Origin of the sequence: Pseudomonas sp. FP2309 (genome assembly GCF_030687575.1) — a bacterium.
Lineage (GTDB): Bacteria > Pseudomonadota > Gammaproteobacteria > Pseudomonadales > Pseudomonadaceae > Aquipseudomonas.
The window spans coordinates 501307-520760 of sequence record NZ_CP117439.1 but is presented as its reverse complement, the minus strand read 5'-3'; the positions used below and the strand labels follow the sequence as shown (position 1 = coordinate 520760).

At 61.7% G+C, this 19454-nt stretch carries 15 protein-coding genes and 1 pseudogene; 11 read left to right on the top strand and 5 right to left on the bottom strand.

Annotated features, from left to right (window positions below; all coding sequences use genetic code 11):
- Positions 1-29 precede the first annotated feature (29 nt).
- Both putA and PSH59_RS02250 read left to right on the top strand, forming a co-directional pair.
- Positions 30-3983 carry a trifunctional transcriptional regulator/proline dehydrogenase/L-glutamate gamma-semialdehyde dehydrogenase gene (putA, locus tag PSH59_RS02255; RefSeq protein WP_248077271.1) on the top strand — a complete coding sequence of 1318 codons (3954 nt, stop codon included), beginning with the start codon at positions 30-32 and terminating at the stop codon, positions 3981-3983.
- Positions 3984-4137: 154 nt separating this feature from the next.
- Complete coding sequence (locus PSH59_RS02250) at positions 4138-5940, top strand: acyl-CoA dehydrogenase (RefSeq protein ID WP_305394204.1); 1803 nt, start codon at positions 4138-4140, stop codon at positions 5938-5940.
- Here the strand turns inward: PSH59_RS02250 and PSH59_RS02245 are convergent.
- Together PSH59_RS02245 and PSH59_RS02240 are read right to left on the bottom strand one after the other, a co-directional pair.
- Entirely contained in the window at positions 5937-6227 is a 291-nt protein-coding gene (locus PSH59_RS02245; RefSeq protein ID WP_248077262.1) for a cell division protein ZapA, read from the bottom strand. The two genes, PSH59_RS02250 and PSH59_RS02245, sit on opposite strands and share 4 nt — an antisense overlap.
- Positions 6224-6454 (bottom strand): hypothetical protein, encoded by a 231-nt coding sequence (locus tag PSH59_RS02240; protein ID WP_248077257.1) that lies wholly within the window; start codon positions 6452-6454, stop codon positions 6224-6226. The genes PSH59_RS02245 and PSH59_RS02240 overlap by 4 nt, the downstream gene beginning before the upstream one ends.
- Positions 6455-6731: 277 nt before the next feature.
- Here PSH59_RS02240 and PSH59_RS26200 point away from each other — a divergent pair.
- The 5 genes and pseudogenes from PSH59_RS26200 to selO form a co-directional block, all read left to right on the top strand.
- A pseudogene (locus PSH59_RS26200) lies at positions 6732-7454 on the top strand (MCP four helix bundle domain-containing protein); the annotation flags it as partial.
- Positions 7455-7484: 30 nt separating this feature from the next.
- Positions 7485-8357, top strand: a complete 873-nt coding sequence (locus PSH59_RS26195; protein ID WP_370694410.1) for a methyl-accepting chemotaxis protein — start codon at positions 7485-7487, stop codon at positions 8355-8357.
- Between the two features lie 267 nt (positions 8358-8624).
- Positions 8625-10367: a potassium/proton antiporter gene (locus PSH59_RS02230; protein WP_305394202.1), complete on the top strand. Its 1743-nt coding sequence runs from the start codon at positions 8625-8627 to the stop codon at positions 10365-10367.
- Between the two features lie 58 nt (positions 10368-10425).
- Positions 10426-13809: a mechanosensitive channel MscK gene (gene mscK / locus PSH59_RS02225; RefSeq protein ID WP_305394201.1), complete on the top strand. Its 3384-nt coding sequence runs from the start codon at positions 10426-10428 to the stop codon at positions 13807-13809.
- 48 nt (positions 13810-13857) lie between these two features.
- Positions 13858-15321: a protein adenylyltransferase SelO gene (gene selO / locus PSH59_RS02220; RefSeq protein ID WP_305394200.1), complete on the top strand. Its 1464-nt coding sequence runs from the start codon at positions 13858-13860 to the stop codon at positions 15319-15321.
- Between the two features lie 16 nt (positions 15322-15337).
- Here selO and PSH59_RS02215 read toward each other — a convergent pair whose 3' ends face one another.
- Positions 15338-15466, bottom strand: coding sequence for a hypothetical protein (locus tag PSH59_RS02215; RefSeq protein ID WP_305394199.1), 129 nt, complete (start codon positions 15464-15466; stop codon positions 15338-15340).
- Between PSH59_RS02215 and trxC the strand changes: the two genes are divergently transcribed.
- Positions 15465-15899 carry a thioredoxin TrxC gene (gene trxC, locus PSH59_RS02210; protein WP_248077234.1) on the top strand — a complete coding sequence of 145 codons (435 nt, stop codon included), beginning with the start codon at positions 15465-15467 and terminating at the stop codon, positions 15897-15899. The genes PSH59_RS02215 and trxC overlap by 2 nt on opposite strands.
- Positions 15900-15968: 69 nt before the next feature.
- On the opposite strand, the gene PSH59_RS02205 is transcribed toward trxC, so the two are convergent.
- Both PSH59_RS02205 and PSH59_RS02200 read right to left on the bottom strand, forming a co-directional pair.
- Positions 15969-16199: a DUF6124 family protein gene (locus PSH59_RS02205; protein ID WP_248077231.1), complete on the bottom strand. Its 231-nt coding sequence runs from the start codon at positions 16197-16199 to the stop codon at positions 15969-15971.
- Between the two features lie 398 nt (positions 16200-16597).
- A complete protein-coding gene (locus tag PSH59_RS02200) occupies positions 16598-17368 on the bottom strand; it encodes a ParA family protein (RefSeq protein WP_248077227.1) in 771 nt (256 codons plus the stop codon).
- 326 nt (positions 17369-17694) lie between these two features.
- On the opposite strand from PSH59_RS02200, the gene PSH59_RS02195 reads away from it, so the two are divergent.
- From PSH59_RS02195 to PSH59_RS02185, 3 genes are read left to right on the top strand one after another with little or no spacing between them, the layout of a single operon-like run.
- Entirely contained in the window at positions 17695-18414 is a 720-nt protein-coding gene (locus PSH59_RS02195) for a beta-ketoacyl synthase chain length factor (protein WP_248077223.1), read from the top strand.
- Positions 18390-19202, top strand: coding sequence for a 1-acyl-sn-glycerol-3-phosphate acyltransferase (locus PSH59_RS02190; protein WP_305394198.1), 813 nt, complete (start codon positions 18390-18392; stop codon positions 19200-19202). Before PSH59_RS02195 ends, PSH59_RS02190 begins: the two co-directional genes overlap by 25 nt.
- Positions 19180-19449 carry a phosphopantetheine-binding protein gene (locus tag PSH59_RS02185; RefSeq protein ID WP_248077218.1) on the top strand — a complete coding sequence of 90 codons (270 nt, stop codon included), beginning with the start codon at positions 19180-19182 and terminating at the stop codon, positions 19447-19449. Before PSH59_RS02190 ends, PSH59_RS02185 begins: the two co-directional genes overlap by 23 nt.
- The last annotated feature ends 5 nt before the right edge of the window (positions 19450-19454 follow it).

Genomic DNA, 19454 nt, shown 5'->3' with positions numbered 1-19454 from the left:
TCGGTAGTGGCACCCATGAGGATAAGAAAATGGCGACGACCACCCTTGGGGTCAAACTCGACGACCCGACCCGCGAACGCCTCAAGGCCGCCGCGACCTCCATTGATCGCACGCCGCACTGGCTGATCAAGCAGGCGATTTTCAATTACCTGGAGAAACTCGAGGGTGGCGCAACCCTGGCCGAGCTCAATGGCTTGAGCAGCAAGGATGCCGATGATGCAGGCGAGGTCCAGACCGACCACGCGCACCAATGCTTCCTTGAGTTCGCCGAGAGCATCCTGCCGCAATCGGTTCTGCGCGCTTCGATCACCGCCGCTTACCGCCGCCCTGAGCCGGAAGTGGTGCCGATGCTGATCGAACTGGCCCGCCTTCCAGCCCCGATGGCCGAAGCGACCAACAAGCTGGCCGCCTCGATTGCCGAAAAGCTGCGCAATCAGAAGAGCGCTGGCGGCCGTGCCGGTATTGTTCAGGGCCTGCTGCAGGAATTTTCCCTGTCGTCCCAGGAAGGCGTGGCGCTGATGTGCCTGGCCGAAGCGCTGCTGCGCATCCCGGACAAGGGCACCCGTGACGCACTGATCCGCGACAAGATCAGCACCGGCAACTGGCACCCGCACCTGGGCAACAGCCCGTCGCTGTTCGTTAACGCCGCCACCTGGGGGTTGTTGCTGACCGGCAAACTGGTCGCCACCCATAACGAGGCAGGCCTGACCTCGTCCCTGAGCCGTATCATCGGCAAGAGCGGCGAGCCGATGATCCGCAAGGGCGTCGACATGGCCATGCGCCTGATGGGTGAGCAGTTCGTCACCGGCGAAACCATTGCCGAAGCCCTGGCCAACGCGAGCAAGTTCGAAGCCAAAGGCTTCCGCTATTCCTACGACATGCTCGGTGAAGCCGCACTTACCGAACACGACGCCCAGAAGTACCTGGCCTCGTACGAACAAGCCATTCACTCCATCGGCAAGGCCTCCCACGGCCGTGGGATTTATGAAGGCCCGGGCATTTCCATCAAGCTGTCGGCCTTGCACCCGCGTTACAGCCGTGCACAGTACGAACGTGTGATGGACGAGCTGTACCCGCGCCTGCTGTCCCTGACGCTGCTGGCCAAGCAATACGACATCGGCTTGAACATCGACGCCGAAGAGGCCGACCGCCTGGAGCTGTCCCTCGATCTGCTCGAACGCCTGTGCTTCGAACCGCAACTGACCGGCTGGAACGGTATCGGCTTTGTGATCCAGGCGTACCAGAAGCGTTGCCCGTATGTGATCGACTACGTGATCGACCTGGCACGCCGCAGCCGCCACCGCCTGATGATCCGCCTGGTAAAAGGCGCGTACTGGGACAGCGAGATCAAGCGCGCCCAGGTCGAAGGCCTGGAAGGCTACCCGGTCTACACCCGCAAGGTGTACACCGACGTTTCTTACATTGCGTGTGCTAGAAAACTGCTGTCGGTGCCGGAAGTCATCTACCCGCAGTTCGCTACGCACAACGCCCATACCTTGTCGGCGATCTACCATATCGCCGGTCAGAACTATTACCCCGGCCAGTACGAGTTCCAATGCCTGCACGGCATGGGTGAACCGCTGTACGAGCAGGTTGTAGGCAAGGTCTCCGAAGGCAAGTTGAACCGTCCGTGCCGCGTGTATGCACCCGTCGGCACCCACGAAACACTGCTGGCTTATCTGGTGCGTCGCCTGCTGGAAAACGGCGCCAACACCTCGTTCGTCAACCGCATCGCCGACCAATCCATCTCCATCCAGGAGCTGGTGGCCGATCCAGTAGCCAGCATCGAGCAAATGGCCACGCAGGAAGGCGGCTTCGGCTTGCCGCACCCGCGTATTCCATTGCCGCGTGACCTGTATGGCAGCGATCGCGCCAACTCGGCCGGTATCGACCTGGCCAACGAACACCGTTTGGCATCGCTGTCCTGTGCCCTGCTGGCCACCGCTCACAACAACTGGAAAGCCGCACCGATGCTCGGTTGCGCCGCCAGCGAACAAGCGGCGGCACCGGTGCTGAACCCGTCCGACCTGCGCGACATGGTCGGTCAGGTTCAAGAAGCCACCGTCGAAGACGTCGACAACGCAATCCAATGCGCGATTAACGCAGGCCCGATCTGGCAGGCCACACCGCCCGCCGAGCGCGCTGCGATCCTGGAGCGCGCCGCCGACCTGATGGAAGGCGAAATTCAGCCGCTGATGGGCCTGCTGGCTCGCGAAGCCGGCAAGACCTTCGCCAACGCTATCGCCGAAGTGCGTGAAGCCGTGGACTTCCTGCGCTACTACGCCGTGCAGGCCCGCAACGATTTCACCAACGATGCCCACCGCCCTCTGGGCCCGGTGGTCTGCATCAGCCCGTGGAACTTCCCATTGGCGATTTTCAGCGGCCAAGTCGCTGCTGCGCTGGCGGCCGGCAACCCGGTATTGGCCAAGCCCGCCGAGCAAACCCCACTGGTCGCGGCACAGGCCGTGCGCATCCTGCTGGAAGCCGGTATTCCCGAAGGCGTGCTGCAACTGCTGCCAGGCCAAGGCGAGACCGTAGGCGCCCGTCTGGTGGGTGATGATCGCGTCAAAGGCGTGATGTTCACCGGTTCCACCGAAGTGGCGCGCCTGCTGCAACGCAATGTCGCCGGTCGCCTGGATGCCCAGGGTCGTCCGATCCCGCTGATCGCCGAAACCGGTGGCCAGAACGCAATGATCGTCGACTCCTCGGCACTCACCGAACAAGTGGTGATCGACGTGGTGTCCTCGGCCTTCGACAGCGCCGGCCAACGGTGCTCGGCCTTGCGCGTACTGTGCCTGCAGGAAGATTCGGCAGACCGTGTCATCGAAATGCTCAAGGGCGCCATGGCTGAATGCCGCCTGGGCAATCCGGAACGCCTGTCGGTGGACATCGGCCCGGTGATCGACGCCGAAGCCAAGGCCGGTATCGAGAAACACATCCAGGCCATGCGCGACAAAGGCCGCAATGTGTATCAGGTGGCCATCGCCGACGGTGAAGAGATCAAGCGCGGCACTTTCGTAATGCCAACCCTGATCGAACTGGAAAGCTTCGACGAGCTGCAACGTGAAATCTTCGGCCCCGTCCTGCACGTGGTGCGTTACAAGCGCAAAGAGATCGACCAACTGATCGGCCAGATCAATGCGTCCGGCTACGGCCTGACCCTGGGCGTGCACACCCGCATCGACGAGACCATTGCCAAGGTGATCGACAACGTCAACGCCGGTAACGTCTATGTGAACCGCAACATCGTCGGTGCCGTGGTTGGCGTGCAGCCGTTCGGCGGCGAAGGCCTGTCGGGTACCGGTCCGAAGGCCGGTGGCCCGCTGTACCTGTACCGCCTGCTGTCGACCCGTCCTACCGATGCGATTGAGCAATCCTTCGTACGTGGCGACAAACTGGCGGCACCGGATGTACGTCTGCGCGATGCCATGAGCCAACCGCTGACCGCCCTCAAAACCTGGGCCGACAGCAATAAGTTCAGCGAACTGAGCGCGCTGTGCAGCCAGTTCGCCGCACAATCGCAAAGCGGGATCACCCGCCAACTGGCCGGCCCGACCGGCGAGCGCAACAGCTACGCCATCCTGCCCCGCGAGCACGTGCTGTGCCTGGCGGACGTGGAAGGCGACCTGTTGACTCAACTGGCCGCAGTATTGGCGGTGGGTGGCTCGGCGGTATGGCCGGAAACCGACCTGACCAAGGCCCTGTTCCTACGCCTGCCGAAGGAAATTCAGGCGAAGATCCAACGCGTGGCCGACTGGAGCAAAGACGAGGTGGTCTTCGACGCGGTCTTGCACCACGGCGACTCCGACCAACTGCGTGCGGTGTGCAAACAAGTGGCCCAGCGTGGCGGTGCGATTGTCGGCGTGCATGGTTTGTCCCAGGGCGAAACGGCGATTGCGCTGGAGCGCCTGGTGATCGAGCGCGCGTTGAGCGTTAACACTGCTGCTGCGGGTGGTAATGCCAGCCTGATGACCATTGGTTAACAGCAGTAAGGTTTAAGCCACAAGCTGCAAGTGAAAGCACATGCTCTTACTTGCAGCTTGCAGCTTGTGCCGCCCCATCACCCCCATCTATCTTCCTTCCCCATTTTTATAAGCCTTCCTAGACTGCGGCATACTCCTCAAAAGGTAATCCGCCATGTCCGAGACGCTGCTCAGTTCCCGCAATCTGGCTTTCGAGCTGTACGAAGTCCTCGATGCCGAGGGCCTGACTCAGCGTGAGCGATTTGCCGAGCACAACCGCGAAACCTTCGATGCAGCCATCAGTACCGCGCGCAGCATCGCCGAAAAACACTTCGCCCCCCATAACCGCAAAAACGACGAAAACGAACCGCGCTACGAAGACGGTAAGGCCATCCTGATTCCGGAGGTCAAACCGGCGGTGGACGCGTTTCTGGAAGCCGGCTTTCTCAACGCCGCCCGCAGCTTCGAAGACGGCGGCATGCAGTTGCCGACCTTGCTGTCCCAGGCGTGCTTTGCGCACTTTCAGTCGGCCAACGCGGCATCCACGTCCTATCCGTTCCTGACCATGGGCGCGGCCAACCTCATTGAAAGCTTCGGCACCGAGGAGCAGAAACAACGCTTTCTGCAACCCATGATCGAGGGGCGTTTCTTCGGCACCATGGCCCTGACCGAGCCCCACGCGGGCTCGTCGCTCTCGGATATTCGCACGCGCGCCGAACCGGCGGCGGATGGCAGCTACCGACTCAAGGGCAACAAGATCTTTATTTCCGGCGGCGATCACCCGCTGTCGGAAAACATCGTGCACATGGTGCTGGCCAAACTGCCGGACGCACCGGCGGGAGTGAAGGGCATTTCGCTGTTTATCGTGCCCAAATTCCTGGTCAACGATGACGGCAGCCTGGGCGCCCGCAACGATGTGCTGCTGGCGGGGCTGTTTCACAAGATGGGCTGGCGCGGCACCACCTCCACGGCGCTGAATTTCGGCGATAACGGTAACTGCGTCGGCTATCTGGTGGGCAAGCCGCATCAGGGCCTGAGCTGCATGTTTCAGATGATGAACGAAGCGCGTATCGGTGTCGGCATGGGCGCCGTGATGCTCGGTTACGCCGGCTATCTGTATTCCCTGGAATATGCACGCGAGCGCCCGCAAGGTCGCCTGCCCGACAGCAAAGACCCGAGCACCGCGCCGGTATCGATCATCCAGCACGCGGATATCAAACGCATGCTGCTCACGCAAAAGGCCTACGTAGAAGGCGCCTTCGACCTCGGCCTGTACGCCGCGCGGCTGTTCGATGACACCACCACGCTGGAAACCGAAACCGAGCGCAAACAGGCCCACGAATTGCTGGACCTGCTCACGCCCATCGTCAAATCCTGGCCGTCGGAGTTCTGCCTCAAGGCCAATGAGTTGGCGATCCAGATCCTCGGTGGTCACGGCTACACCCGCGAATACCCGGTGGAGCAGTACTACCGCGATAACCGGCTGAACCCGATCCATGAAGGCACCCACGGTATCCAGTCGCTGGACTTGCTGGGGCGCAAGCTGGCGCAGAACGGCGGCGCGGGCTTGAAGCAATTGATCCGTCTGATTGCCGAAACCGGCGCCCGCGCCCACGAATATCCGTCACTCACCGCCTTGAGAGAGCCACTGGAACAACTGGTCGCTCGTCTGCAACAGGTCACGCTGGGCCTGCTGACGGATCTCGCCCAAGGCAAGGTCAACAGCAGCCTGGCGAACTCGGCGCTGTACCTGAAGGTTTTCGGGCATACGGTGATCGGCTGGCGCTGGCTGGAACAGGCAATTCGCGCCGAAGAGGGCTTGGCCAGGGGCAATGCGGCGGATGCTGCCTTCTATAAAGGCAAGCTCCAGGCCGCCCGCTACTTCCTGACCTGGGAAGTACCGGGCTGCCATCATGAACTGGCAATTCTGCAGGCACGCGATGACACGTGCCTGGGCATGCAGGATGAGTGGTTCTAAGGCTGGATCGCCTTGGAAATCACCTCGACCGTGGCGCTGACTTGCTCTTGGTAACGGTCGAGTTCCTCTTGGTGCGCCTGCTGCATTTCGATCTGCTCGGCGCACAGGTTCAGCGCCGCCAGCACCAGTAATTTGTCACCGATCAGGGTCGGGTACTTTTTCTTGGTGGTGGCCAGGGAAGCCTTGAGCATGGTCACGGCGTGCATCAGGGTTTTGTCTTCCCCTGCAGGCGCCTTGATCGAGTAATCCTCTCCGAGAATCGAAACGACCTTTATCCCTTCATTCATGCGCCCACAGGACCTGCGCTCACGCGCTCAACCAAGGCCTGGATACGCGCGGCAGTGGCGCCATGCTTTTCTTCCTGTTCCATCAGGCTCAGTTGCAGGCTGTCGTTCTCATCCTTGGCGCTGGCCAGTTCCGCCTTGAGGGATTCGTTGCGGCCCAACAGGTCCTGGTTCTGCTGTACCAGGTCGCTGACCAGTTGTTCCAATTGGCTGAGGGATGCTTCTAACATTTTGATTTCTCTGGCTTTTTAAAAGGGCGGTGACGATAAAGAAAATTCACCTCGGATGCCAGGCTTATCCCCGGCGCGCAGCCCGCTGTTTAAGGGCCGGGCCACACTTTCGAGCCTTAGTGACTGCATTTAGCCCATCTGGTTCCTGAATCCGCCCAACCCCTGGTCAGGTGCGACAAAAGCGCACAGCCCCCTTTAGACTTTAGTCGTACGCACGATAGAGAAGTACACCCCGTCTCACGGCCGCACGGATCGCGCTTTCCCCCAGGATCCCCGCATGTCACTTCGTAATATGAATATCGCTCCGAGGGCCTTCCTCGGCTTTGCGTTGATTGGTGCACTGATGCTGTTTCTGGGTGTGTTCGCGCTCAGTCAAATGAGCAAGATCCGTGCTGCGACCCAAGACATCACCCAGTCCAGCGTACCGAGCATCCGCGCCCTCGATGAGTTCACCCAACTGACCCTGCGCCTGCGCGTGCTGTCGTACCGGTTGCTCACCAACCGTGAGCCCGAGGTTCAACAAAAGACCCTGGAAGCCTTCGAACTGCGTAACCAGCAGATCCGCGCGGCCCAGAACACCTACGAAAAACTGATCGACAGCGGTGAAGAGCGCTCGATCTATGACGAATACATGCGCCTGCTGACCCAGTATCAGCAGATTGAAGCGCGCATGAAGAGCCTGTCGAGCGCCAACCAGATCGACCAACTGCGTACCCTGCTTAACACTGAGCTGCTGACCAACTCCGAACAGATCAACGGAGTGCTTAATCGCCTGTTGGACTACAACAACAAGGCGGCGGCTGCCACTAATCAAGAGGCTGAAGACCAGTACACGCTGGCCTTTGACCTGGTCATTGGCATGCTGGTGATCGCCACGGCGCTGACAATACTGTTAGCCTGGCTGCTGACCCGCAGCATCACGCAGCCTATCGCCCAGGCACTGGAAGCCGCTGAACAAGTCGCCGAAGGCAACCTGACCCGGCCGATCAAGGTCGACGGCAACGACGAAGCCGCTCGCCTGCTGGCCGCCATGGCCAAGATGCAGGACAAGCTGCGCGACACCCTGCAACGCATCGCCGGTTCCGCCACGCAACTGGCCTCCGCCGCCGAAGAGCTCAACGCGGTCACCGACGAAAGCGCCCGTGGCCTGACTCGGCAAAACAACGAAATCGAACAAGCCGCTACTGCCGTCAACCAGATGACCAGCGCCGTCGAAGAAGTCGCGCGCAACGCCGTGAGCACCTCCGAGGCCTCGCGCAACGCCACCACGTCGGCCGGCGACGGCCGCGACTTGGTGCAGGAAACCGTCAGCGCCATCGAGCGCATGAGCGGCGATGTACAGGCCACCGCCACATTGATCGGCGAGCTGGCAGATGAGTCGCGCGACATCGGCAAAGTGCTGGATGTGATTCGCGGCCTGGCCGACCAGACCAACCTGCTGGCCCTGAACGCCGCCATCGAAGCGGCGCGCGCCGGTGAAGCCGGTCGCGGGTTTGCGGTGGTGGCTGATGAAGTGCGGGCCCTGGCCCATCGCACCCAGCAGTCCACCAGCGAGATCGAGCGCATGATCGGCAGCATCCAGACCGGCACCGAACATGCGGTGGACTCGATGCGCAACAGCACCGAACGCGCGGAGTCGACACTGAACATCGCCAAAGGGGCGGGCATGTCGCTGGATACCATCAACACCGCGATCGTCGAGATCAACCAACGCAACCTGGTGATCGCCAGCGCGGCTGAAGAACAGGCGCAAGTGGCACGGGAAGTGGATCGCAACCTGGTCAATATCCGTGACCTGTCGGTGCAATCGGCCGCCGGCGCCAGCCAGACCAGCGCGGCGAGCAACGAATTGTCGCGCCTGGCGGTGGACCTGAACGGGATGGTCGGCCGCTTCCGCCTCTGACGGCGTGCACTCGGCTAAAAATATGCAGGGGGGCTTGCTGTGGTGAGCAGGCTTGCCCTGCGCTGGGCCGCAAAGCGGTCCTCTGGGATTTCCGCTGAATTCGTCGGGGACAGGCCCCTCACCACAGCAAGCCCCCCTCCCACATTCAGTTCTGCGCCGGTCATCAAAGCTTTTTGACAGCACTGCAATTCAACAGGTTAGAATCGCTGGCACGCAGACTGCATGGTCAGTTTGCGCCCTGTCTTATTTGCCCATGGAGTACTGCCTTTGAATGCGACGACCATCAACAGCCTGTTCTTGATCGGCGCGTTGCTGGTGAGTGCGAGCATTCTGGTGAGTTCTCTTTCGTCGCGCCTGGGCATCCCGATCCTGGTGATCATCCTGGCCGTGGGCATGGTCGCCGGCGTCGATGGCGGCGGCATCATCTTCGACAATTACCCAACCGCCTACCTGGTGGGCAACCTCGCCCTGGCCGTGATCCTGCTCGACGGCGGTTTGCGCACACGGGTGGCGAGTTTCCGCGTGGCACTCTGGCCGGCGTTGTCGCTGGCCACGGTGGGGGTGTTGATTACCACCGGCCTCACCGGCATGGCCGCCGCCTGGCTGTTTGACCTCAACATCATTCAAGGTTTGTTGATCGGCGCGATTGTCGGCTCCACCGACGCCGCCGCCGTGTTCTCGCTGCTCGGCGGCAAGGGCCTGAACGAACGGGTCACGGCCAGCCTCGAGATCGAATCCGGCAGTAACGACCCGATGGCGGTGTTCCTCACCGTCACCCTGATCGACATGCTCGCCAGCGGCCAGACCGGCCTGCACTGGAGCCTGCTGACCCACCTGGTGCGCGAGTTCGGCATCGGCGGTCTGGTCGGCCTGGGCGGCGGCTGGCTGATGCTGCAGATGGTCAACCGCATCAACCTGGCCACCGGCCTGTACCCGATCCTGGTGATCGCCGGCGGCCTGTTCGTCTTCGCCCTGACCAACGCCTTGCACGGCAGCGGCTTTCTCGCGGTGTACCTGTGCGGCCTGGTGATCGGCAACCGCCCGGTGCGCAGCCGTCATGGCATTTTGCACATGCTCGACGGCATGGCCTGGCTCGCACAGATCGGTATGTTCCTGGTGCTGGGCCTGCTGGTCACGCCTCATGATTTGCTGCCGATCGCCCTGCCGGCCCTGGGCCTGGCGTTGTGGATGATCCTGTTTGCGCGGCCACTGTCGGTGATGGTCGGCCTGTTGCCATTCAAGGCCTTCCACGGTCGCGAAAAAGCCTTTATCGCCTGGGTCGGCCTGCGCGGCGCGGTCCCGATCATCCTGGCGGTGTTCCCGCTGATGGCCGGTTTGCCCCATGCGCAGCTGTACTTCAACCTGGCGTTCTTTATCGTGCTGGTCTCCCTGCTGGTGCAAGGCACAAGCCTGCCGTGGGTGGCAAAGTTGCTGAAAGTGACGGTACCACCGGACCCTGCGCCGATCTCCCGCGCCGCGCTGGAAGTGCACGTTACCAGCGAGTGGGAACTGTTCGTCTACCGCCTGGGCGCCGAAAAGTGGTGCATCGGCGCGGCCCTGCGCGAGCTGAAAATGCCCGAAGGCACCCGCATCGCCGCCCTGTTCCGTGGCCAGCAACTGCTCCATCCGTCGGGTAGTACGGTGTTGGAAGTCGGTGATCTGCTCTGTGTGATCGGCCATGAACACAACCTGCCGGCCCTGGGCAAGCTGTTCAGCCAGGCGCCGCAGCGCGGCCTCGACCTGCGTTTCTTCGGCGATTTCGTCCTCGAAGGCGACGCCCAGCTGGGCGCGGTGTCGGCGCTCTATGGCCTGAAGCTGGACGGTATCGACCCGGACATGCCGCTGAGCAGTTTCATCACTCAGAAAGTCGGCGGCGCACCTATCGTCGGCGACCAGGTGGAGTGGAACAACACCCTGTGGACCGTCGCAGTCATGGACGGGAACAGAATCGGAAAAGTCGGCGTCAAATTCCCCGAAGGAAGTCGTCCAGGCCCCGGGCTCTTCCTCTAAACTGCTGGGGCTGTGGCGCCACGCCCCCCATTTTCTCTGCCTTGCTTGACTGGTATCCATGACAATCCTGCGCACCTTTTTTGCCACTGCCCTGCTGGGCCTGACTCTATGCACCGGCAGCGTCTACGCCGCCGAGCCGCCCAGCGCCGATGCCATCCAGCAAACCCTGGACAAGCTGCCCGACCGCAAGCTGCCCGACGCCGACATGAAAGCGTTGCAAAACATCCTGCAGCAGACCCTGACTTACCTGGGCAACAAGCAGGATTACGAGCAGCGTCTTGTCGACCTTAAGCGCCAGTTGGAGGACGCACCGCGCCAGACCAACGAAAACCAGCGCGAGCTGACCCGGCTCAAGGCCACCAAAATCATCCCGGTGGCCCAGCGGTACGCCACCCTGCCGGTGCCACAACTTGAACAACTGCTGGTGCAGCGCAGCACGCAGCAAGGTGATCTGCAAAAGGAACTGGCCGATGCCAACAGCCTGACCATCGCCGCCCAGACCCGCCCAGAGCGCGCCCAGACCGAAATCAGCAGCAGCCAGACACGCATTCTGCAGATCAATTCGATCCTCAAGGCCGGCAAAGACAACGGCAAAGCCCTGACCGGCGACCAACGCAACCAACTCAACGCCGAACTCGCCGCACTCAACGCCCTGATCCCACTGCGCCGCCAGGAACTGGCCGGCAACAGCCAACTGCAAGACCTGGGCAACAGCCAGCACGACCTGATCCAGGAAAAAACCGCGCGCCTGGAGCAAGAAATCCAGGACCTGCAAACCCTGATCAACCAAAAACGTCTGGCCCAGTCACAACAGACCGTCACCCAGCAGTCCATCGAAGCGCAGAAGGCCGGCGGCAGCAGCCTGTTGGCCACTGAAAGCGCGCAGAACCTGAAGCTCTCCGACTACCTGCTCAAAAGCACCGACCGCCTCAACGATCTGACCCAGAAGAACCTGCAAACCAAGCAGCAACTGGACACCGTGACCCAGAGCGACTCGGCCCTGGACGAGCAGATCAACGTGCTCAAGGGCAGCCTGCTGCTCTCCAAGATTCTCTATAAGCAAAAACAAGCGCTGCCGCGCCTCACCGTAGACCGCGATCTGGCCGACGACATCGCCAACATTCGCCTGTACCAGTTCGAGGTTAACCAGCAGCGCGAGCTGATCAGCTCTCCCAGCGCTTATGTGGATAACCTGCTGGCCAACCAGCCACCGGACGACGTCACGCCGCAGCTGCGCCGCACGCTGTTGGAACTGGCGGTCACCCGCAGCGACCTGCTCGAACGCCTGAGCCGCGAGCTGAGCGCGCTGCTCAACGAATCCATCACCCTGCAACTCAACCAGAAACAACTGCTCAGCACCGCCACCACCCTGCGCGCCACGCTGGACGAGCAGATGTTCTGGATCCCCAGCAACAAGCCGCTGGACACCGAGTGGCTGGAGACCGTGCCGGCGCACCTGAGCAAGCAAGTCACTACCCTGCCGTGGGCATCCAGCGTCAGCGAACTGTATGACGGCCTGACCCAGCGTCCGCTGCTGTTCCTGCCGTTGCTGCTGTTGATCGGCGCACTGCTGTGGCGGCGCAACGCCCTGTACGCGCGCCTGAAAAAGGTCCACCTGGACATCGGCCACTTCAAGCGCGACAGCCAGTGGCACACGCCCCAGGCGATCCTGATCAATATACTGCTGGCGATGCCGGTCGCCCTGGGCCTGGCGTTGTGCGGCTACGCGCTGCAGATCGACGCCCGCGGGCAAAACGCCAACCTCGGCTCGGCGCTGCTGCAAATCGCCCAGGCGTGGCTGGTGTTCTACACCGCTTACCGCATTCTGGCGCCGGGTGGCGTGGCCGAATTGCACTTCCGCTGGGAAAAACCCCAAGTCGAATTCCTGCAAGGCTGGGTGCGCAAACTCGGGCTGGTGGTCCTTGCGCTGGTGGCCGTGGTGGCCATCGCCGAACACCAGCCGGCGGCGCTGGCCGACGACGTGCTGGGCATCGGCGTGGTGCTGTTGTGCTACGCGTTGATGGCCTGGCTGCTTGGCCGCCTGCTGCTGCACAGCCCGACCCACGAAAAAGCCTCACTGTTTCGCAAAGCCATGGGCCTGCTGTTTACCGCGCTGCCCATCGCCCTGTTCATTGCCGTGTGCTTTGGCTACTACTACACCGCCCTGAAGCTCAGCGATCGGCTGATCAACACCCTGTACCTGCTGATGTTCTGGCTGGTGATCGAAGCCACCTTCGTTCGTGGCCTGGGCGTTGCCGCCCGGCGCCTGGCCTACTCGCGCGCCCTGGCCAAACGCCAGGCGGCCAAGGAAGCCGGAGACGGCGAAGCGGTGATCGAAGAACCGACCCTGGATATCGAGCAGGTTAACGAGCAGTCCATGCGCCTGATTCGCCTGGCCTTGCTCGGCGGCTTTATCGCTGCGCTGTACTGGGTGTGGTCGGACCTGATCTCGGTGTTTTCCTACCTCGATAACGTCACGCTGTACGAATACACCAGTGGCACCGGTGCGAATATCAGCATGGTGCCTATCAGCATCGGCGACTTGCTCGGCGCACTGATCATCATCGGCATCACCTTCGCCCTGGCGCGCAACCTGCCCGGCCTGCTGGAAGTGTTAGTGCTGTCCAAGCTCGACCTGGCTCAGGGCAGCGCCTACGCCACCACCACCCTGCTGTCCTACGTGATTGCCGGGGTGGGGTTTGTCTCCACGCTGTCCACCCTCGGCGTGAGCTGGGACAAACTGCAATGGCTGGTGGCCGCGCTGTCGGTGGGCCTGGGCTTCGGCATGCAGGAGATCTTCGCCAACTTTATCTCCGGCATCATGATCCTGTTCGAACGCCCGGTGCGTATCGGCGACACCATCACCATCGGCAACCTGTCGGGCACGGTGAGCAAGATCCGCATCCGCGCCACCACCATCACCGACTTCGACCGCAAGGACATCATCGTCCCCAACAAGACGTTCATTACCGGGCAGTTGATCAACTGGTCGCTGACCGACACCATCACCCGCGTCACCTTGAAACTGGGCGTGGACTACGGCTCGGACCTGGATCTGGTGAAGGATTTGTTGCTCAAGGCCGCAAGAGAAAACCCACGGGTACTCAAAGAACCCGAGCCCCACGTGTACTTCCTCAACTTCGGCGAAAGCACCCTGGACCACGAACTGCGCATGCACGTGCGTGACCTGGGCGACCGCAACCCGGTGCTGGACGAGGTCAACCGCTACATCAACCGTGAATTCAAGAAACAGCACATCAACATCTCGTTCCGACAGATGGAGGTGTACCTGAAAAATATGCACGGCCAGGAATACAAACTGGTGCCGGTGGAAGACGAGCGCAAGACCATCGTGGCGCCCACGACGGAGCAGGACGCACCCGAGCCGCCTGCCGCAAAAGTCCAGGATGCGCCGGAGCCGCCGCCGAGCAAACTCGACTAAACGCCCTATCCCCAGCAGAATGCTCGGACATTCTGCTGGAGATGGCCGGTGAAAGCCCTCGACGAACTGACCTTCGACAACCGCTTCGCACGCCTGGGCGACGCGTTCTCAACCCACGTCCTGCCTGAGCCCCTCGACGAGCCCCGCCTCGTCGTGGCCAGCGAGGCCGCCATGGCCCTGCTGGACCTCGACCCCGCCGTTGCCGACACACCGGTGTTCGCCGAACTGTTCGGCGGCCACACGCTATGGGCCGACGCGGAGCCGCGGGCGATGGTCTATTCCGGGCACCAATTCGGCGGCTACACCCCGCAACTCGGCGATGGCCGGGGCTTGCTGCTGGGCGAGGTGTATAACGAAGCCGGCGAGCACTGGGACCTGCACCTCAAGGGCGCCGGGATGACGCCGTACTCGCGGATGGGCGACGGCCGCGCAGTGTTGCGCTCTTCGATTCGCGAGTTTCTGGCCTCCGAAGCGCTGCACGCACTGGGCATCCCCACCAGCCGCGCCTTGTGCGTAATCGGCTCCAGCACGCCGGTCTGGCGCGAGAAACAGGAGCGCGGCGCGATGGTGCTGCGCCTGGCGCCCAGCCATATCCGCTTCGGGCATTTCGAGTATTTCTACTACACCAAGAAACCCGAACAGCAGGCCCAATTGGCCGAGCACGTATTGAACCTGCATTACCCCGAATGCCGCGAACAGCCTGAGCCGTATCTGGCGATGTTCCGCGAAATTGTCGAGCGCAACGCCGAACTGATCGCTAAATGGCAGGCCTATGGTTTCTGCCATGGCGTGATGAACACCGACAACATGTCGATCCTGGGCATTACCTTCGATTACGGGCCGTTTGCGTTTCTGGATGACTTCGACGCGCACTTCATCTGCAACCATTCCGATCACGAGGGACGTTACTCCTTCAGCAACCAGGTGCCGATCGGGCAATGGAACCTCAGCGCCCTGGCCCAGGCGCTCACGCCGTTTATCAGCGTCGACGCCTTGAAAGAAGCCCTCGGCCTGTACCTGCCGTTCTATCAAGCCCACTACCTGGACCTGATGCGCCGCCGCCTGGGGCTGACCACGGCCGAAGACGATGACCAGAAACTGGTGGAGCGCCTGCTCAAGCTGATGCAGAACAGCGGCGTGGATTACACCCTGTTCTTCCGCCGGCTGGGGGATGAATCGGCCGCATTGGCGGTGACGCGCTTGCGCGATGATTTTGTCGACATGGCCGGGTTTGATGCCTGGGCCGAGCAGTACAAGGCCCGTGTCGAGCGGGATGGGGACCACAGCGAAGAGCAGCGCCGTGCGCGGATGCACGCGGTCAACCCGCTGTACATCCTGCGCAACTACCTGGCGCAGAACGCTATCGCCGCCGCCGAGTCCGGCGATTACAGCGAAGTGCGACGACTGCATGCGGTGCTTTCCAAACCGTTCGAAGAACAGGCAGGGATGGAACAATACGCGCAGCGGCCGCCGGATTGGGGCAAGCATTTGGAGATCAGTTGTTCGTCGTGATACGCCAGGCTCGCGCTTAGATGAACATGTCGACCGGTACCTTGAAGAACTCCGCCAGCCAGCGGATCTGTCGCACGTTCAACTTGATAACGCTGGCACCTGACTCCAGATAGGGAGCATTGGCCACACTCGCGGAGCGCACCATGTCCGAACCACTCGTTATTCCCTGCCCACATTGCAACGGCCTCAACCGCATCCCCGCCGAGCGCCTGGGTGATGCGCCCAAATGCGGGCGCTGCAAGCAACCTGTGTTGTTGAGCAAACCGTTTGAGCTCAAACAAGGCGACTATGCCAGCCAGATCAAGGGCGACCTGCCGTTGCTGGTGGATGTGTGGGCCGACTGGTGCGGGCCGTGTAAGTCGTTTGCGCCGGTGTTTGAACAGGCGGCAGGGCAGCTTGCGGGCAAGTGCCGGCTGGCCAAGCTCGACAGTGAAGCCAACCCGCAGTTATCGGCGCAGTTGGGGATACGCTCGATCCCCAGTTTGATTCTGTTCAAGAATGGCCGCGAGGTGGCGCGCCAGAGCGGGGCGTTTGCGTTGCCGCAGTTGATCAGTTGGTTGCGCAGCCAGGGGGTGTAAGGCGGCTCTGCGGGCAATACCGACCAAAGCGGGAGCGAGCATGCCCGCTCCCAGGTTTCCGACTGGGTTTTATGTGCTGACTACGGGGGCTTCGCGATCCATCATCTGGCCGACCAGCATGATGCCCAGTTCACTCAGTTGATGGATGGCCAGGGCCACATCGCGGTGTTCACCGGTGAGGTCGTTGGACAGGTTGAGCAACAAGGTGCGCACCGAAGAGAAGGTTTCGTAGCTGTTAAGCACGAGGGTTTCGGTGGGGAGGTTGGGTGATACGCAGAACAGGTGTGTAGCGCTTGGCATAATCGACTTTCCCGGCTTGGGCCACCATCAAATCGCTACTAAACGAAGGGTGGCAGCTGTACGCAGGTTAGTAGACCGGTGGAAAGCCGAAGACCGGCGCACCCGAAGGTGCCCTGCGCACAGCCACCATCATGTACAGGCTGAAAGCCCGGTAGATGAGACTTGTACGTTTCGGCGATCACACTCGGGCTACTAAACCCGATCACTGAACATTCAGCGACCGGCAAACCTTAGAGACGCCCATCCAGACGTACAAGCCGGCGGATTCTGGCGTACCTGTAGGCGTTGAGACAAGGTACAGCGGCGATTGCCAGACCCTTCCTACAGCCCTTGTAAGACACATCCAGATCCTCTAGCAGGAATACTCCCGCAACGGTGGATGTGTCTTGCCTTTGAGGTCAGCCGTTTTCCAGCAAGTTATGCAACTCCACAAACTGCTGGGTCAGCTTATGCCGAGGGTCAAGGTGAATCAGTGGCTTGCTCTCCTGATGCGACTCGCGCATGCGCACCGAGCTGGCCAGGTACACGGGCAGCACCGGCAGCCCTTCGGCAATCAGCTCATCGAGTATCTGCTGCGGCAGGCTCGCCCGGGCCTGAAACTGGTTGACCACGATGCCTTCCACTTCCAGGCCTTCGTTGTGGTCATCCTTCAACTCTTCGATTTCCGCCAGCAGGCCATACAGGGCCTGGCGCGAGAAGCTGTCGCAATCGAAGGGGATCAGCACGCGATCGGCAGCAATCAGCGCCGAAACCGCGTAGAAATTCAGCGCTGGCGGCGTGTCCAGGTAGATCCGGTCGTAATCTTCGCTCAGCTCGTCCAGCAGCTTTCGCAACTTGTTGATCTTGTGCTTGGCCTCAAGCTTGGGCTGCAAGTCCGCCAGCTCGGCCGTCGCGGTGATCACGTGCAGGTTGTCGAACGGGGTCTCGTAGATATCCACCTTGTTCTTCTTCGAAAACGGCCCGGAAGACAGGGTTTGCTTGAAAAAATCCGCGATCCCCATGGGAATGTCGTCGCCGGTCAACCCCGTCAGGTACTGGGTGGAGTTGGCCTGTGCATCGAGGTCCACCAACAGGGTCCGATAGCCTTCGCTGGCACTGACCGCCGCCAGGTTGCAGGCGATGCTGGATTTGCCCACGCCGCCTTTCTGATTGAACACCACACGCCGCATGGAAAAACCTCCGTGTATCAATGAATGTCCGAGTGTAGAGGGCAAAAGCGCCTGTTAGCTACCTCGTTCAGCGATGCATCGCCGCATTGGCGGCGTATCAAATACAGATAAATAAGAACAGTCCGACAATCCAAGGGGCACCCGGTAAAGGACAATCGGCAAATCTTTGCGACCTGCTTGTCATCCGCCGTGAACAAATCTTTACCAATATTTGCTAGAACCCCACGGCACCGGGATAATGCGCGCCATTCGGCTATTGATCCCTGCCCCGGTTTTCGGGGCCAAAAGCCGCACATGGAAGCCCGCAGGGGCGGGATAACTTCTCAGTGATCAACTTCAACATCGCCCAATGGCGCGCCTGGGCTCCTGGCCTGGAGCGCGCGCACGACTGGCATGCGTGGTGCCAGGCCCCGGTGTTGCTGCCCGCCAGCGACGCGTCGCCCGACGTATCCTTCTTGCCCGCCATGCAGCGCCGGCGCTTGAGCCGCCTGGCGCGCATGGCGTTCAGCGTCGGTTGGCCATTGGCCGAAGGCCTGCAAGACCTGCCGCTGGTGTTTATTTCCCGGCATGGCGAAACCCCGCGCACCCTCGACATCCTCAGCGACCTGGCCAACGAGCAGCCGCTGTCGCCGACCCAGTTCAGCCTGTCGGTGCACAACGCGGTGATTGGCCTGTGGTCGATTCTGCGCAATGAAACCAGCGAAATGACCGCCCTCGCCGCCGCCGGCGACGGCCTGGAACACGGCATGCTCGAAGCCGCCGCGCTGCTGCGCGAAGGCGCGCCTGCCGTGTTGCTGGTGATCACCGAAGAGCAACCGCCACAGGCGTATGCCAACTGGATCGTTGATGTGCCCTTCCCCTACGCCCTCGGCCTGCTGCTGACGCCGGGCGACGAATGGCAACTGGAACTCACGCCAGGCAGTGTCCAACCCACTCAAACACAGTGGCCCCACGCCCTGAACCTGCTGCGCACCCTGCTCACCGAGCAGCGTGCCTGCCAACATGCCTGGAAGAACCGCGTATGGAATTGGCAACGCAAGCCCTGACCGATAAGCCACGGGACGCCTATTACTGGCGCCTGTTCGCAACCGCTGCCAGCTTCGCGCTGTTCGGCTTCGGTGGGCTGTGCCTGCGTTTGCTGGTATTCCCCCTGCTCAGTTGTCTGCCGGGGAGCGCGGCCAACCACCGACGCCGCGCCCGCCACACTATCAGTTGGCTGTTCTGGTTCTTTATTCGCCTGATGCAACGCGCCGGCGTGCTGACCTACAGCGTCGAAGGCGCCGACAGGCTCGGCCGTCCCGGCCAGATGATCATCGCCAACCACCCGTCGCTGATCGACGTGGTGTTTCTGATCGGTCTGGTGCGCCAGGCCAACTGCGTGGTCAAACGCAGCCTGTGGCAAAACCCCTTCACCCGTGGGCCGGTGCGTGACGCCGGCTACATCAGCAACGACGGCAGTGCCGAAATGCTCGATGCCGCCGCCGATGCTCTGAAAAGCGGCCAGACCCTGATCATCTTTCCCGAAGGCACCCGTACCACACCCGGCGCGGCACCTGCCTTTCATCGCGGTGGCGCCGCCATTGCGCTGCGCGGTGCGACAATCATCACCCCCGTGGTGATCAAGGTCAGCCCCACGACCCTGACCAAGGCCGAACCCTGGTATCGCATCCCGAAATGCCGCGTGCACTTCAGTTTGCGCGTGGGTGCCGATATAGAACCACAAGCGTTCGCAACCCTGGGGCCCGCGCCCCAAGCCTCGCGCAAGCTCAACGATTACCTGCACCACTATTTTATTAAGGAGCTCGCCGAAGATGAGCGACAGACACCGCCTTGAGCACGACATTAAGATGCTGATCATCGAGGCCCTGGGCCTGGAAGACATCAGCGTCGACGACATCGGCAGCGATCAAACCCTGTTCGGCGAAGGCCTGGGCCTGGATTCGGTAGACGCCCTGGAGTTGGGCCTGGCGATCCAGAAAAAGTACGGCATCAAGATCGATGCCGACGCCAAGGACACCCGTAACCACTTCACCAACGTGGCCAGCCTTGCGGCGTTCGTCACGGCCAGACAGGCAGCTTGAGACCG

What these genes read in the sequence shown, in the direction of transcription:
- PSH59_RS02215 (WP_305394199.1), bottom strand. Translation starts at nt 15,466, where the DNA reads ATGGTGCGCTCCGCGAGTGTGGCCAATGCTCCCTATCTGGAGTCAGGT.
- PSH59_RS02240 (WP_248077257.1), bottom strand. Translation starts at nt 6,454, where the DNA reads ATGTTAGAAGCATCCCTCAGCCAATTGGAACAACTGGTCAGCGACCTG.
- PSH59_RS02185 (WP_248077218.1), top strand. Translation starts at nt 19,180, where the DNA reads ATGAGCGACAGACACCGCCTTGAGCACGACATTAAGATGCTGATCATC.
- PSH59_RS26195 (WP_370694410.1), top strand. Translation starts at nt 7,485, where the DNA reads ATGGCCAAGATGCAGGACAAGCTGCGCGACACCCTGCAACGCATCGCC.
- PSH59_RS02190 (WP_305394198.1), top strand. Translation starts at nt 18,390, where the DNA reads ATGGAATTGGCAACGCAAGCCCTGACCGATAAGCCACGGGACGCCTAT.
- PSH59_RS02250 (WP_305394204.1), top strand. Translation starts at nt 4,138, where the DNA reads ATGTCCGAGACGCTGCTCAGTTCCCGCAATCTGGCTTTCGAGCTGTAC.
- trxC (WP_248077234.1), top strand. Translation starts at nt 15,465, where the DNA reads ATGTCCGAACCACTCGTTATTCCCTGCCCACATTGCAACGGCCTCAAC.
- PSH59_RS02200 (WP_248077227.1), bottom strand. Translation starts at nt 17,368, where the DNA reads ATGCGGCGTGTGGTGTTCAATCAGAAAGGCGGCGTGGGCAAATCCAGC.
- PSH59_RS02245 (WP_248077262.1), bottom strand. Translation starts at nt 6,227, where the DNA reads ATGAATGAAGGGATAAAGGTCGTTTCGATTCTCGGAGAGGATTACTCG.
- mscK (WP_305394201.1), top strand. Translation starts at nt 10,426, where the DNA reads ATGACAATCCTGCGCACCTTTTTTGCCACTGCCCTGCTGGGCCTGACT.
- PSH59_RS02205 (WP_248077231.1), bottom strand. Translation starts at nt 16,199, where the DNA reads ATGCCAAGCGCTACACACCTGTTCTGCGTATCACCCAACCTCCCCACC.
- putA (WP_248077271.1), top strand. Translation starts at nt 30, where the DNA reads ATGGCGACGACCACCCTTGGGGTCAAACTCGACGACCCGACCCGCGAA.